This is a genomic window from Erwinia sp. JUb26 (assembly GCF_003751505.1).
Taxonomy (GTDB): Bacteria; Pseudomonadota; Gammaproteobacteria; order Enterobacterales; family Enterobacteriaceae; genus Erwinia.
The window spans coordinates 197,228-212,968 of the sequence record NZ_RJVB01000001.1 but is presented as its reverse complement, the minus strand read 5'-3'; the positions used below and the strand labels follow the sequence as shown (position 1 = coordinate 212,968).

General features: G+C 60.7%; 13 protein-coding genes. All 13 read right to left on the bottom strand.

Annotated features, from left to right (window positions below; all coding sequences use genetic code 11):
- Positions 1-323: 323 nt before the first annotated feature.
- A complete protein-coding gene (locus tag EC836_RS00960) occupies positions 324-830 on the bottom strand; it encodes an Lrp/AsnC family transcriptional regulator (protein WP_105594848.1) in 507 nt (168 codons plus the stop codon).
- A 195-nt stretch (positions 831-1,025) separates the two neighbouring features.
- Positions 1,026-2,342 carry a 4-aminobutyrate--2-oxoglutarate transaminase gene (gene gabT / locus EC836_RS00955; protein ID WP_123329243.1) on the bottom strand — a complete coding sequence of 439 codons (1,317 nt, stop codon included), beginning with the start codon at positions 2,340-2,342 and terminating at the stop codon, positions 1,026-1,028.
- A gap of 119 nt (positions 2,343-2,461) precedes the next feature.
- The gene (locus EC836_RS00950) at positions 2,462-3,595 is read right to left on the bottom strand and encodes a M20 aminoacylase family protein (protein ID WP_123329241.1); all 1,134 of its coding nucleotides are present in this window, start codon (positions 3,593-3,595) and stop codon (positions 2,462-2,464) included.
- 1 nt (position 3,596) lies between these two features.
- Entirely contained in the window at positions 3,597-4,523 is a 927-nt protein-coding gene (locus EC836_RS00945; protein WP_123329239.1) for a glyoxylate/hydroxypyruvate reductase A, read from the bottom strand.
- Positions 4,523-5,371, bottom strand: coding sequence for a GNAT family N-acetyltransferase (locus EC836_RS00940; protein ID WP_123329237.1), 849 nt, complete (start codon positions 5,369-5,371; stop codon positions 4,523-4,525). The genes EC836_RS00945 and EC836_RS00940 overlap by 1 nt, the downstream gene beginning before the upstream one ends.
- Before the next feature lie 9 nt (positions 5,372-5,380).
- Complete coding sequence (locus tag EC836_RS00935; RefSeq protein WP_123329235.1) at positions 5,381-6,712, bottom strand: FAD-binding oxidoreductase; 1,332 nt, start codon at positions 6,710-6,712, stop codon at positions 5,381-5,383.
- A 135-nt stretch (positions 6,713-6,847) separates the two neighbouring features.
- Positions 6,848-8,512 (bottom strand): ABC transporter ATP-binding protein, encoded by a 1,665-nt coding sequence (locus EC836_RS00930; protein WP_123329233.1) that lies wholly within the window; start codon positions 8,510-8,512, stop codon positions 6,848-6,850.
- The gene (locus EC836_RS00925; protein WP_123329231.1) at positions 8,509-9,360 is read right to left on the bottom strand and encodes an ABC transporter permease; all 852 of its coding nucleotides are present in this window, start codon (positions 9,358-9,360) and stop codon (positions 8,509-8,511) included. The genes EC836_RS00930 and EC836_RS00925 overlap by 4 nt, the downstream gene beginning before the upstream one ends.
- Complete coding sequence (locus tag EC836_RS00920; protein WP_123329229.1) at positions 9,360-10,313, bottom strand: ABC transporter permease; 954 nt, start codon at positions 10,311-10,313, stop codon at positions 9,360-9,362. The genes EC836_RS00925 and EC836_RS00920 overlap by 1 nt, the downstream gene beginning before the upstream one ends.
- Positions 10,314-10,327: 14 nt before the next feature.
- Entirely contained in the window at positions 10,328-11,932 is a 1,605-nt protein-coding gene (locus EC836_RS00915; protein WP_123329227.1) for an ABC transporter substrate-binding protein, read from the bottom strand.
- A gap of 83 nt (positions 11,933-12,015) precedes the next feature.
- Entirely contained in the window at positions 12,016-13,293 is a 1,278-nt protein-coding gene (locus EC836_RS00910; RefSeq protein ID WP_123329225.1) for an FAD-binding oxidoreductase, read from the bottom strand.
- 19 nt (positions 13,294-13,312) lie between these two features.
- Complete coding sequence (locus tag EC836_RS00905) at positions 13,313-13,981, bottom strand: haloacid dehalogenase type II (protein ID WP_123329223.1); 669 nt, start codon at positions 13,979-13,981, stop codon at positions 13,313-13,315.
- A 39-nt stretch (positions 13,982-14,020) separates the two neighbouring features.
- Positions 14,021-15,490 (bottom strand): aldehyde dehydrogenase, encoded by a 1,470-nt coding sequence (locus EC836_RS00900; protein ID WP_123329221.1) that lies wholly within the window; start codon positions 15,488-15,490, stop codon positions 14,021-14,023.
- Positions 15,491-15,741 lie beyond the last annotated feature (251 nt).

Below are 15,741 nucleotides of genomic sequence, written 5' to 3'. Positions count from 1 at the left end.
GGAGAGGCCAGCTTTCTACGGTTGCCAGCCAGGCTTCCTAGTAAAGACCATCAACAAACGCAGCAAGCACAGGCTTTGTGGGGGGGCGGCCTCTGCGGCTGCCGGGCAATCCGCAGCGCTGAGGTGAAGGCAGCTGGCCAGGAGCCGCCAACAGGGATGTTGGCGGCAGGCGAAGTCGGGTCAGGGATGACACGTCTTCGCCGATCCGTGCGGCCGGATGCCGTAACCGAAGGCACCGCAAAGCGGCGCGAGGACCGCCCGGCAGCCGCAGAGGCCGAACCCCGGGCACCCATGCCGCAGCGACCCCCAGCTAACCCGCTAACTCAAAACTCAACCTGGGTATGACGCGTTATTAACGAACGCAAAGGTACACTGCTTTTCATTATCGGTGACTTAATCACAATGTAACTAAAGTACTTATCAATCCCCACCTTCGCATCCAGCAACCCCTCAATCACTTCCTGATAGTGCTCAATACTCCGGGTGATAAACCGTAACAGATAGTCATAACCGCCGGTGATCAGATGGCACTCCATCAGCTCGTCAACCTCGCGGATGGCATTCTCAAACTTCATAAAATCTTCGCGACGATGGCCGGAAAGGGTTACCTCGGTAAACACCGTCACAGAATCGGTAATCTTGGTCAGATTAATGTGGGCTTCATAGCCGGTGATAAACCCGGCGGTTTCCAGGCGCTTGACGCGCTGCAGACAGGGGCTGGGCGACAGCCCAACGGCATCGGCAAGGTTCACATTGCTGATACGGCCATCTTTTTGCAGCTGTACCAGAATGTTGATGTCGATACGGTCCAGTTTCATTAAGCCGTTCATAACCGCCCTCATTGTTACTACATTGTCACAACCCTTCCCTATCCGCCGCACAGTGGGATATTCTGCGCGCCGGATATTTCAGGTAATTTCCAATGGTATAGCACGCTTTCTGCAATTTACGCCAGCGATTTACCGTGCCATACCATTCAGCCGTTATTATCAATAAATACAATAATATCAATGAGGAACTGTCGTTCAGCCCAGTCGTCCCGTTGCGCGAGCCAGTGCAATATCAAAGATATGCAGCGCTTCTTCCAGCTGTGAATCACTGGTCACCAGCGGCGCAAGGAAACGCACGGTATTGCGATGCAGGCCGCACTTGATTAACAGCAGACCTTCCTGACAGGCGCAATCCAGAATTTTCTGCGTCAGCGCCGCATCCGGCTGTCCGGTTTCAAAGTCGATAATCTCCACGGCCTGCATAAAGCCGATGCCGCGAACTTCACCGATGCAGGCGTATTTATCCGCCATCTGACGCAGGCGCGCATTAAGCTGTTCGCCGAGCTGATTCGAACGCTCCAGCAGATTGCCGTGCTCCAGCAGATCCAGCACCGCCAGCGAGGCCGCGCAGGCCAGCGCGTTACCGCCGTAGGTGCCGCCCAGGCCGCCCGGGGTCGGGGCATCCATGATCGCCGCTTTACCGACCACGCCGGAAATCGGCAGGCCGCCGCCGAGGCTTTTCGCCACGGTCACCAGGTCCGGTACAATACCGGTGTGCTGGAAGCCAAACATCTTGCCAGTGCGGCCAAAGCCGGTCTGCACTTCATCACAAATCAGCAAAATACCGTGGCGTTGGGTGATTTCGCGCAGCGCCTGCATAAAGCCTGGAGAGGCCGCCAGGAAGCCACCGTCGCCCTGCACCGGTTCAATAATAATCGCCGCCACGCGCTCCGGCAGGATCTGCACGGCGAACAGGGTATCCAGCGCTTTTAAGCAATCTTCTTCCGAAATATTGTGGAAAGCATTCGGGAACGGCACGCGATAAACATCGCCCGGGAACGGACCGAAATTCTGTTTATACGGCTGGCTCATCCCGGTTAAAGTTACGCCTAATAACGTACGACCGTGGAACGCACCGTCAAAGGCAATCACGCCGGGACGGTTAGTGTGCGCGCGGGCGATCTTCACCGCATTTTCTACCGCTTCTGCGCCGCTGGTGAAAAATACGCTTTTGAATTCTTCACCCGCACCGACTAATTTATTCAGACGCTTTGCCAGCTCGATATAACCCGGATAAGCCGCCACCTGGAAACAGGCGTGGGATACCAGCTGCAGCTGTTCGGTAACGGCATTCACCACCGCAGGGTGATTGTGGCCCACGTTTAATACGCCGATGCCACCCACGAAATCTAAATAACGATTTCCTTCCACATCCCACACTTCCGATCCTTTGCCCTTGGCAATCACAATCGGGTGTGCGGTTACCACGCCGCGCGGAACGTTCTCTGCGCGGGTATCCAGTAACAGTGCGTTATCAGAAAATGTCTGCTGCTCAGCCAGTAAATTATGCATTTCTTTGCCTCTTTGACGTGAAATTGTATTTGCCAAGTATCGCAATAAGCCGTGGGGGTAAGCTGCCGTTGATGGCGCGGCAGCAGCATTAACTTTCGTAATTCGGGCTAATCTTTCGGTTATATTTTTACGCCGAGCGTTTCCTGAACGACGGCACGGAACCAGCGAATGCCATAAGGGATCAGCGCATCGTTAAAATCATATTCCGAATGGTGCAGCGGACGGCTGTCGGCGGATCCAAGCCACAGATAAGCCCCCGGTTTTGCCTCCAGCATAAAGGAGAAGTCTTCCGAGGTGAGCGCCGGTTTTGGCGCTTCGCCGTGCTCCAGCCCCGCACGACGCGCGGCGCGTAATGCCACCGCCGCCTCTTCAGCGCTGTTAATGGTTGCCGGATAGTAGCGCTCGTATTTCACCGTCGCCGTCAGGCCGTGGGCGGCGGTAATGCTGGTGGCCAGCTCGCGCATGCGGCGTTCAATGGTGTCCTGCACCGCACCGTCAAAGGCGCGCACCGTGCCGCTTAACGTGGCTTCCGCCGGGATCATATTGTGCGAGAAACCGCCGTTGATGCGCGTCACGGTCAACACGGCCGGATCGCAGGGATCGAGGTTGCGGCTGACAATCGTATGCAGCGCCACCACCAGCTCGCTGGTCGCCAGCAGGGTATCAGGCGTCAGCTGCGGCTGTGCGGCATGCCCGCCGCCGCCGTGAACGGTAATACTGAAGGCATCGCCCGCCGCCATGATCGGCCCGGGGCGGGTTTGCACCACGCCGAGCGGCAGCTGTGGCCAGTTATGAATGGCGTACACGGCATCGCAGGGGAAGCGGGTAAACAGACCGTCTTCGATCATCGCCTTCGCGCCCGCCTGCCCTTCTTCGGCAGGCTGGAAGATAAAATTCACCGTGCCGTCAAAATCAGGATTCGAGGCCAACTGCGCGGCAGCGCCCAGCAGCATCACCGTGTGGCCGTCGTGGCCGCAGGCGTGGCAGACGCCCGCCGTCTGGCTTTTCCACGGCTGGCTGCCGAGGTCGTTCATCGGCAGCGCATCCATATCGGCACGCAGACCGATCGCGCGCTCGCTGCTGCCGCGCTTCAGTACGCCCACCACGCCGGTTTTACCGATGCCGCGGTGCACCTCAATACCCAGGTCCTGGAGGAATTCGGCGACGATCGCGGCAGTGCGGTGCTCGTTGTACGCCAGCTCGGGGTGAATATGCAGATCGCGACGCAGCGCTACCAGCTGAGAAAACTCCATATCAGTATCCTTTTTCCCGATCGACCAGGCCGACCATGGTTTCTCCGCGCTCAAAGCGGCGGATGTTTTCCAGCAGCGCCACTACCGCACTTTCCGGCTGAGTCTGGCTGGCGATATGTGGCGTCAGCCAGATCTGCGGATGCTGCCAGAAGCGGTGCCCGGCGGGCAGCGGCTCGGGCACGGTGACGTCGATCACCGCCGCGGCCAGATGCTTTTCATCCAGCGCGCCAAGCAGCGCGTCGTGATCGAGCTGTGGACCGCGCCCTACCTGAACCAGCGAAGCGCCACGCGGCAGCTGGCGGAACAGTTCGGCGTTCAGAATACCTTCGGTGCTGGCGGTCAGCGGCAGCAGGCAAATCAGGATATCGGTGCGCGCCAGAAACTCGCCGAGCTGGTCTTCCCCGGTCCAGCAGCGCACGCCGTGCAGATCGCGCGGGCTGCGATTCCAGCCGCCGCAGTCAAAGCCCATCGCCACCAGCGGTTTCAGCACCGCCTCGCCGAGGTTGCCCAGCCCCATAACGCCGATGCGGCAGTCGGCGGCGGAACGCATGCTGTGCGCCTGCCAGACTTCCTCACGCTGCTGTTGCAGGTAGCGCGGCATATCGCGGTGCAGGCCGAGCACGGCGAAGGTCACGTACTCGACCATCCCCTGCGTCAGCCCCGGCTCGATCATCCGCACTACCGGCAGAGACGGCGGCAGGCTGGCGTAGTTAAACTGGTCCGCCCCGGCACCGACCGAAAACAGCACCTTCAGGTTAGGAAACTGCTGCATGATGTTTTCCGGCGGTTGCCAGGCCACCAGGTACTCCACCTCTTCGGCGTTGCCCACCTCCGGCCACTGGCGGAAGCTGGCTCCGGGAGCCAGTTCGTCCAGCAGGGAGGCCCACTTACGCCCGCGTTCGGGTTCCGATTTATAAACAATATTCATCACGCCATCGCCTGCGTCATCAGCGCGAACGCCTGCATGCCGCCGCTTTCGGGCTGCCAGACGTCGCCTTTATACATGGTGACCGGGGCGTCCACTTCCACCAGGCCCTGCTCGTTGAGCCACGGACCCAGGCCCGTTGCCCGGTCGGTATCGATGCGCACAAACTGACCGCTCACGCCGCTCAGCAGTTCACCGATCAGCACTTTTGCACTCTGTGCGTTGCGGGCCACCACCGGTCCGATGGCGTAGCCGTGGCCGAAGCGGCGCAGGCTGGCGAAACCGGCAGGCGCGCCGTTCTCTTCCAGCACCAGGAAACGCTCGGCGCTGTCCAGCAGGTTAGCGATCAGCAGCGGACGGTGCTGGCCCAGCGCCTGGCGATCCAGCGCGGTCAGCAGTGCGGCATCCTGAGGTGCCGCTGCGCGCAGCCGCTGGCCGGGCGCGCAGGCCGGGGCGCTGACCGGCGGCAGTTCGCGGCACTGGTGCTGCTCAATGTGGCCGGTGGCGACAAAGCCGAGTTTTTCATACAGCGGCTTGCCCGCCTCGGTGGCGTGCAGGCGAATGTTGCTGCCCGCCAGTTTCTCCAGGCCCATCTGCATCAGCTGGCGGCCAATGCCGCGCCCCTGCTGGGCGTCATGGACAATCACCAGCCCGAGGGTGGAATAGTCACGTCCCCAGCGCCAGCAGAGAATGGTGCCGATCACTTCGCCGTTTTCCTGCGCTACGATCCCTTCACCCAGCAGCAGCGCCTGCTGCCAGTCGGCGCGGCGGTGCGGCCACTTGAGCCTCTGAGTCAGCGCGAAGGCGGCATCCAGATGGGTTTCATTCATCGCTACGAATTCAATTGTCATCGTCATTCCTTACATCATGCCCGGCGCGTTAAGGCCGGAACCGTCAACCAGTCGCTCATAGCGATACGGAGTAGGATCCACCACCGGCGCGTCGCCGTTGGCGAGATCGGCAGCCAGGCGGCCCGCGCCGGGACCAATGCCAAAGCCGTGCGCGCTGTAGCCCGCAGAAATAATCAGCCCCGGCAGCTTGCCGACGTGGGAAATCACCGGCACCGCGTCCGGCGTGCTGTCGATCATCCCGCCCCACGCCTGTTCCAGCTGGATTTTGCCCATCGCCGGGTACTCTTTGCGCATGGCGTCGATGCCTTCCTGCACCATCGCCATATCCGGGCGCGGGTCGAGAATGCGGATCTTTTCAAACGGCGAGGTGCCGTCCATCTGCCAGCGACCAAAGGCTTCCGGGCCGTTGAAGAACGGGCTGAGGCCCAGATTAAGCGTCAGGTTTTTACGCCGCGCCTTGAAGGTGGGATAGAACTGGCGGGCATAGCGCAGCCCCTGCGCGCCCGGTTCCAGGCGACCACGGCCGGATACCGACATGGTGTAGCTGCCGTCCATCTGCGGGCGGCAGGCGAAGCCCGGGGTATACAGCGGCAGCGCAATCGCCTGCTCGATCGGTTTGGTGCGGAACGCGGTGCCGATCACGTTGCCCAACGGCAGATCGATGCCGTGGCGGCGGCAGAACATCGAGGTCCAGGCCCCGCCCGCGCAGATCACCCGACCGGTTTTAATCAACCCGCGCTCGGTCCACACGCCGCTGACGCGCCCGCCGGAGATATCCAGCCCGCGCACCGCGCACTGTTGAAAGACCTTCGCGCCCAGCTTCTGCGCGGCAATCGCCAGGCCGGGTGCCGCCAGCGACGGTTCGGCATGGCCGTCGGTCGGCGAATGCACGCCGCCCAGCCAGGCGGTGGTGCTGCCCGGCGTCATCTCTTTAGCGCGCGCGGCGGTGAGAATTTCGCTGCTGAAACCGTAGGTTTTCGCCATCTGGTTCCATTTTTCCCACGCGTTGATATCGTCCTGATTACGGGAAGCGTAAACCAGCCCGCTGCGGCGGAAGCCCAGCTCTTCGCCGGTTTCGCCAGCCAGCTCATCCCAGCGCTGCAGGGCATAAATAATCAGCGGCAGCTCGCGCTCGTCGCGGTTCTGCTGACGGCACCAGCCCCAGTTGCGGCTGGACTGTTCGCCGCCGACCAGGCCTTTTTCAATCAGCACCACGCTGACGCCTTTTTTCGCCAGCTCGTAGGCGGCGGCCGCTCCGGCAATACCGGCGCCGATCACCACCACATCCACTTCCAGCGGGAAGTAAGGACTGTCCTGTACGTATCGTATCGGTGCGGGCATGTTCTCTGTTACCTCTGAAAAAGTGGTTTAGCGGGCGGCCTCAACGGTGGACTCTCCCCGCAATCAATCAGTCACGTTAGCGGCGATGGCCTGATGCAGGTTTTGCCTGTTCAGACCACCGCTGTCTGCCAATATTTAGAGCGCGATATCGCTCTCTTCGTGTTCATCCAGCCAGCCCTGGCGCAGTTCCGGCACCGCGCGCTTCAGCCGCTCGTAGTACAGCTCGGTCGACGGCTTGTCGTAGTCTTCGCGCGCCACCTGGGTGACCATGCGGCCATTTTTCACCACGATAATCTCGTCGCACACCGAGCGCACGGCGTGAAGATCGTGGCTGATAAACAGCACCGACAGGCCCAGCTCGCGGCGCAGCTCGGTGATCAGGTCCAGCACCGCCGCCGCAACCACGGTATCCAGCGCCGAGGTCACTTCGTCGCAGAGGATCAGATCCGGCTCGGCCGCCAGCGCACGCGCCAGGTTAACACGCTGCTTCTGCCCGCCGGAGAGCGACCACGGCCGACGCCACAGCACACTGCGCGGCAGGCGGACGATGTCCAGCAGCTCCAGCATTCTTCGCTCCAGCGCCGGGCCGCGCAGGCCGTGAAACAGCTTCAGCGGCCGCTTGAGGATGGTTTCAATACTGTGCGCCGGGTTCAGCGCGGTATCGGCCATCTGGAACACGTACTGAATGCGGCGCAGCTCGTTTTCCGGCCGCTTGTACATATCGCCTTCGATATAGTGGCCGTTGAACAGAATATGGCCGCCGCAGGGCTTGTTCATCCCGGCAATCGCATGCGCCAGGGTGGTTTTTCCCGATCCGGACTCACCGATAATACCGATGGCCTGGCCGCGGTACAGGCTGAAGTTGATATCCTGCAGAATTTTCACTTTCGGCTGGCCTTCGGCGTCCAGCGGACCGTAGCCCGCCGACAGCTCGCGTACCTGCAGCAGCGGCTGCTCGGATTCGCTGGCGGTTATCCATGGGCTCTGGCGTGGCTTCTGGCGGGCGGCTTCCAGCAGCTGATGGCTGTACTCGGCCTGCGGTGCGCGCAGCAGCTGTTCGGTGGTGCCGTATTCGGCGATATTGCCCTTCAGCAGCACCAGAATTTTATCGGCCATCTGCGCCACTACCGCCAGATCGTGACTGACGTAGATGGCGGTGGTGCCGCGCTGGCGCACCACGCGACGGAAGGTTTTCAACACTTCCACCTGGGTGGTCACATCCAGCGCGGTGGTCGGTTCATCGAGGATCACCACGTCCGGGTCGCTAATCAGCGCCATGGCGGTCATCAGGCGCTGCAGCTGGCCGCCCGAGACCTGGTGCGGATAGCGCTCGCCGATGGTTTCCGGGTTCGGCAGCGCCAGCTCGCGGAACAGCTCCACTGCTTTTGTCTCGGCCTCGGCGCGCTTCATCACCCCGTGGATCACCACCGGCTCCACCACCTGGTCCATAATTTTCATTGCCGGGTTAAACGAGGCCGCCGCGCTCTGGGCGATATAGGCGACTTTATTACCGCGGAACTGGCAAAGCTGCGATGGCGTCAACGAAGTGACGTCGGTTCCTGCAACATGCACGGTGCCGCCGGCAATCTGGCAGCCGTGGCGGGCATAGCCCATCAGCGCCAGCGCGATGGTGGTTTTGCCCGAGCCGGACTCCCCGATCAGCGCCAGCACTTCCCCTTTCTGCACGGTGAAACGAATATCGGAAACCAGAGTGATTTCCCGGCCGTCGTCGCTGTTGGCCGTCACCTTCAGATTTTCGACGGACACCATCGGCGTGGCGCTGTGTGGCGTAATATTCATGCGGTCCCCTTAGCCAGCGTCAGCGGGCGCATCGCCTGCAGGCTGTCGATAAACAGATTGGCACCGATGGTCAGGCTGGCAATCGCCACCGCTGGCATCAGCACCGCCGGGGAGCCATCAAACAGCCCCTGAAGATTTTCACGTACCAGCGTGCCCCAGTCGGCATACGGCGGCTGCACGCCCAGGCCGAGGAAACTCAGGCCGCTGAGCATCAGCACGATGTAGACGAAACGCAGGCCGAAGTCGGTCAGCATCGGGTGCAGCATGTTGGGTAAAATATCGTGGATCGCTACGTACAGACGGCTTTCGCCGCGCAGCCTGGAGGCCTGCACGTAATCCATTGAACGCAGGCTGGAGGCCATGGCGTAGGCAATACGGTAGGCGCCCGGCCAGTAGGTGATCACCGCGGTGAGGATCAGCATCGGCAGCGACGAACCAAACACTGCAACGATCATCAGCGCGAGGATTTTACCCGGCAGTACCAGCATCGCATCGTTGATACGGCCCAGTACCTCTTCCAGCCAGCGACCGGCGACCGCCGCCAGCAGCGCCAGCAGCGTACCTACCAGGCTGGCGAGGATCGCCGCGGTCAGCGCCAGGCCAATCGAGTAGCGCGCCCCGACCAGCACGCGGCTGAAGATATCGCGGCCCAGATAGTCGGTACCAAACCAGAATTCCCGGCTGATATCACCGAACAGCGGACCGGCACCGATATCCTCGACGTTATGCGGGGCCAGCATGCCGCCGAAAATCGCCATGAAGATCCAGAACAGGGCGATCAGCAGGCCGATGCGGCCGCTGATGTTGAGAGATTGAAAGAAGCGCCACGGCAGCGTGAGTGTGTTCATCAGCCCCTCCACTTAGGATTAAACGCAATGGTCAGAATATCCGCGGCCAGCAGCAGTACCAGGTAACAGCAGGCGAAGAACATCACGCACAGCTGGACCACCGGCAGATCGCGGTTGCTTACCGCATCTACCAGCTGGCTGGCAACGCCAGGATAGCTGAAGATGCTTTCGATAATAATCACCCCGCCGAACAGATACGACAGGCTCAGCGAGATGGCGTTGGCAATCGGCCCCACCGCATTAGGCAGCGCGTGGCGCAGCATGGCGCGCACCGGCGAAACGCCTTTCAGCAGGGTCATTTCCAGGTACGGACTGTCCATCTGGTTGACGATGGCGGCGCGCGTCATACGCGCCATCTGTGCCACCACTACGCAGCACAGCGTCACCACCGGCAGCGCGAAAGTGCGCAGGAAACCGAGGAAATCCTGGTGGGTGGAACCCAGCGACATCGCCGGGACCCACTGTAACTTCACCGCAAAAATCAGCACGGCAACGGTCGCCACCAGAAACTCCGGCACCGCCACCACCGACATGGTGCCGACCACCAGCGCGCGGTCCAGCATCGAACCGCGCTTCATGGCGGCGGTGATGCCGATAAACAGCGCCACCGGCACCGACACCACCGTGGTGGTGGCCGCCAGTTGGAAGGTCGCCGGAATACGCTGCGACACCAGCTGGCTGACCGGCAGATTACTGGCGAACGAGGTACCAAAATCGCCCTGAAGCATTCCGGCCAGCCAGCCCAGGTAACGCATAATTAGCGGCTGATCCAGACCCAGCTGTTGGCGCAGCGCCGCCACCGTTTCCGGGGTGGCTGACTGCCCAAGGATCATTTGTGCTGCATCGCCCGGCAGCATGCTGGTGATAAAGAACACCAGCATTGAGACGATCAGCAGCGTAAGTAAACCCGACCCTACGCGCCGGAATATCAGTTTGAAAATGTACCGATTCATCGCCGTTCTCCTTATCAGGAAGCGAGCCAGGCAAACTCGTGGAAGCGATAGCCCATCATCATTCCTGACGGCCAGGCCTCAACCCCTTTCACTTTGTTACTGCAGCCGTCCATCGAACTGATAAAGGCCGGGATCAGCGTGCCGCATCCGTCGTAAATCAGCTTCTGCATATCGCCATACATCTGCTTGCGCTTGCCGAGATCGCTTTCGCCACGGGCGGCGGTGACCAGCTGATCGAACTGCGGGTTCTTCCAGCCGGATTCGTTCCACGGTGCGCTAGAGAGGTAGAACTGGGAGAACAGCATATCCAGCGTCGGGCGTGGGTTAACCGATCCGTAGCCAACGGGATCTTTCATCCAGTGGGATGACCAGTAACCGTCATACGGCACGCGACGTACGGAGACGTTCAGGCCGGCCGAGCGGGCAATCTGCTGGATCAGCTGGCCACCTTCAACGGCTCCTTCGATGTTCGGCGTGGTGATAATTTCCACTTTCGCACCGACCATATTGGCTTTTTTCAGGTGGAACTTCGCCTTGTCGATATCCAGCGGACGCTGCGGCAGCTCTTTGTTGTACATCGGATGCCACGGCGGAACCGGGGTATCGTTACCGACATCGCCGAAGCCCTGCAGCACGGTTTTCACGATCATTTCGCGCGGCTGCAGATACTTCATCGCCAGCACGAAGTCCGGGTTGCTGCCGGGCGTGGCGTCGGTACGAATGATCAGGTCGCTGTACATGCCGGATTTGCTTTCCAGCACGTTGAACTTGCCGTTCTGCTTCAGGCGCTTCACGTCGTTGGCCGACAGGGTCGACACCATCTGCAGGTCGCCGGACATCAGGGCGTTAACGCGCGCGGCCGGATCGGTCACGCCCATCAGCTCCACTTCTTCGAGACGCGGCAGGCCCGGCTTGTAGTAGTTTTTATTTTTACTGCCGACAGTGCGCACGCCCGGCTGGAACTCTTTCAGGGTGAACGGTCCGGTGCCGATGGCTTTGGTGAAGTCTTTGGTGCCGTCCGGCACAATCAGGAAGGAGCTGGTCGCCAGAATCGACGGCAGGTCGAAGTTGGCCTGCTCCAGTACGATCTGCAGTTCAGACGGGCTGACCGCTTTGAATTCTTTCATCTGTCCGGCCAGGGTGATGGCCGTTGAGGCCACCGCCGGATCTTTATGGCGGCTCAGGGAGTAAATTACGTCTTCTGCGGTCAGCGCCTTGCCGTTGTGGAAGGTCACGCCCTGGCGCAGTTTCACCTGCCAGGTCAGGCCGTCGCTGCTTTCAATGCTTTCCGCCAGCGCAGGCTGCGCCTTCAGGTCTTTATCCAGTTCGGTCAGGCCGCTGTAGAACATAAACAGACGGCAGTAGTCGCCGCTGTTGCTGCCTTTGGCGGGATCCAGCGTATCGCTGGCCGAGGCGTTGGCAACCGCCGCACGCAGCTTGCCGCCCATGACGGGGGTTTCGGCCGCATAGCTGAACTCCGGGAAGCCAATCAGGCCGGTGCTCATCACCGCGCCTGCCGACAGCAGCTTCATCATGCTGCGACGGGAGATCGACACATCCGTAATGGCCTGGGTTAAGGACGGGTTAGCACGGCTAAATTCTTTACGAAATTTACTCATCAGTACACCCCTAAAGCGTTGTTAATCTACGATAACCTGTCTATTTCGGGTGGCGGCACTGCGCGGCCCGAAGCGGACGGTCATCAGGAGAGCCGATCCTTAGCCTTGTAATACAGGCCCGCTACCGGCAGGAACCACGGTTTCCCAAAGTAGCCGGGAACCGCGGGCCAGCTGCTGCGCTGCCACGGATTGTTGTTGGCCTTTTCTGCGACCAGGTCGGCCATCACCCGCCCCATCCACACCGACATTTGCGTACCGTGACCGCTGTAGCCCAGCGAGTAGAACACCCCTTCGTGCTCTCCCGCGTGCGGCAGGCGGTCGGCGGTCATATCCACCAGCCCACCCCAGCAGTAGTCGATCGGCACATGACCGAGGGAAGGAAACATTTTCTGCATGCTGGCCTTCAGCACGTCACCGCTGCGGGCATCGGAGGTCGGACTGCTGATGGCGAAGCGTGCCCGGCCACCGAACACCAGGCGACGATCGGCGGTGGTGCGCATGTAGTTGCCCAGGTTCAGTGAGGTCACATAGGTACGATCGCCCGGCAGCAGACGGTTCAGTACGCGTTCTTCCAGTGGGGCAGTCACCACGACGAAACTGCCCACCGGAATAATGCGGCGCTGGAACCACTCAAACGGGCCGATATTGGAACAGCCGGTCGCCATCAGCACTTTTTCCGCCACAATGTCGCCTTTTGCGGTGCTGACACGGTGGCGATAGCCGTTAAGACGGGTCAGTCCGGTGACCGCGGTATGCGAATAAATCGCTGCCCCGGCGCGCGCGGCGGCTTCCGCCAGGCCGACGCCGAATTTACCCATATGCATCTGACCGCCGTGCTGCTGGAGCAGGCCGCCGTGAAAGTTCGGTGAATCGATCTCGCGCTGTACATCTTCGCGGCTGAGAATTTCCACATCCGGGTCAACATGGCGCTTCATCATCTCGCAGGCGGCCACCAGCGACGGCAAATGCGACGCTTTACTCGCCAGCTTCAGCTTGCCGCAGCGGCGGAAGTCGCAGTCGATCTGCTCGTCGGCCACCACGCGCTGCACATAGTCCACCGCGTCGGCAAAGGCACGATAATAGCGGGTTGCCTGCTCAACGCCCTGGCTTGCCACCAGCGCAGAGAAGTTCTGCGCTACGCCGGTATTGCAGTGGCCGCCGTTGCGGCCCGAGGCCTGGCTCATCACCTGCCCCGCTTCCAGCACCACCACGTTGACACCGCTGCGTGCCAGATTCAGCGCAGCGGAGATGCCGGTAAAGCCGCCACCGATCACCACCACATCGGCCGTGGCCGGTAAATCGCCGGTTGCAGCACCGGTAAACTCGGGTGCCGTTGCCTGCCAGAATGATTCCAGTTTCATCGCCTGTTCCTCTGTGCCCTTACAGCCCTACAACGCCCGGAAGACCGTCAATACCGCTAATTTCGGTGTATTCATAGGCCGGGTTGCCCGGGCCGTGCCCGCGGTTCACATACACTTTATGTTTGATGCCCAGGTCATACGCGGTCATCAGGTCATAGCGCAGGCTGCTGGAGACGTGCAGGATCTCTTCCGGCCCGCAGTTCAGCTTGTTAAGCATGTACTCGAAGCCCTTCATCTGCGGCTTATAGGCACCGGCTTCTTCCGCCGTGATGGTCATATGGATCGGTGCACCCAGGCGCGGGATGTGGTTTTTAATCAGTTCATTGGTGGAGTTAGTCAGCAGTACCAGCGGGAATTCTTCCGCCACTTTCGCCAGACCGGCCGGGACGTCCGGATGCGGCCCCCACGTGGCACAGGCTTTCATCACTGCGTCGCAGTCGGCCTGCGTACATTCCACGCTCCATTTGTTTGCGGTGCGGTACAGTGCGTTGGCCACCACCAGCGGATAGAGCTTAAACGCGCCCAGCACTTCATCCTGACGGTAGGATGAGAAGTCGTCGGTAAACGCCCTCATCCGCTCAGGACTGATGCGATCCGCGAAGATGGCGGCAGCAGCACCGGCCATATCGAAGTTGATCAGCGTGCCGTAGCAGTCGAAGGTGATAAATTTCGGTTTGAACACAGCCATTACGCTACCTCTTCAGAGTTCGGTGTTGAGTTAAGGGTTTCAGAAGTCGATCAGCACGCTTTTGTAGCGCTGGCAGGCTTCAAACGCCTGGCGACCTAAATCCTTGCCGATGCCGGAGCCGTGGAAGCCCCCGGTTGGGATAATAAAATCGCCGGAGCGACCGTAGCGGTTGATCCACACCGTTCCGGCGGCGATACCGCGCATCGCGCGCAGGGCGCGGTCGAGATTTTTGGTATGTACCCCGGCACAGAGTCCGTAGGTGGCATGCGACGCCAGCGCCAGGCCTTCGGCTTCGTCGTCGAAGATCTGCACGGTCAGCACCGGTCCGAAGATCTCTTCCTGCACCGCCGGGTTGTCGTTGCTGACGACACTGAGCAGCGTCGGCTGCCAGAAATAGCCTTCACCGGTGTCGGCAAAACGCTCGCCGCCCACCAGCACCTCCGCGCCCTGCTGCCGCGCGCTGCTGACCACCGAGGCCACTTTCGCCGCCTGGCGCGCATCAATCATCGGCGCATATCGGCTGTTCTCATCCCAGGTCACGCCCGGACGGAAGCACTGGCACAGCTCGATCAGCTTGGCGATCAGTGCATCAGCGATGCCGCGCTGGACGATAAGACGGGTGCCGGCGACGCAGGCCTGGCCGCCGTTGGCGGTAAAGCCGCGTAGAATGCGTCCGGCCACTTCTTCAATATCGCCCGCGTCATCAAACACCAGCTGCGGGCTTTTACCGCCCAGCTCGAGGGTCACCGGCTTCATGCCGTTAAACGCGGCGTCGCTCATAATGCGTGCGCCAGTGGCGGTCGAGCCGGTAAAGGAGACTTTGCGCACCAGCGGATGGGCCACCAGTGCGCTGCCGGTGACGGCGCCACCGCCCTGCACGATATTCAGCACACCGGCGGGCAGACCGGCCTGGATGGCCAGCTCGGCCATACGTACGGTCGAGAACGGCGTCAGCTCGGAAGGCTTCAGCACCACGGCATTTCCTGCTGCCAGCGCGGGACCACATTTCCAGGAGGCCATCGACAGCGGGAAGTTCCACGGGGTGATCGCGCCGATCACGCCGTAAGGCTCCGGCACCAGCATGCCGAGGCTGGCATCACGGGTCGGCAGCACATCGCCGCTGTATTTATCCGCGCACTCGGCGTAGAAGCGGATAGCTTCGGCGGTAAACGGAATTTCATGATTAACCACGTCGCTAATCGGGCGGGTCGATCCCAGCGACTCCAGCTGCGCCAGCTGGGTATCATTAGCAATCAGGTCAGCCCAGCGGCGCAGTACCGCACCGCGCTGGCGCGGCGGGCAGCTGGCCCAGCCGCTTTCGCGTACCGAGCGATCCGCAATGCTGACCGCTTCGTCCACCTTCTGCGCGTCGGCTTCAAACAGCTGCCCGGCAGGCAGGCCGTCGGAAGGACGATTCACCTGCAGCGCAGTGCCTTCTCCGGCCTGATGCTGGCCGTTAATGTAGTGCCCTGCGGGTAATGCTATTTTTTCCGGGTCAAAACTGAGCATGTTGGATCCTTATTCAGACCGGGCCGGACGATTATTTATCGGCGCCTTATCTGGCTGGCTGACTAACAACGTTTTCGGCTTTGGTTATTCGCCTTTGTATTAAGTAATGCAGAAAGTATGCCAGTCAGCTAAAAAATAAAAATGCGTAAAACAGACGTCAGAAAAATTTTGTGCCGTAATAGGGGGGTATTTTTTACAGTTAAACCGACTATTTAAATAGATGATTTTCATCACAAAATGAACGCACCACG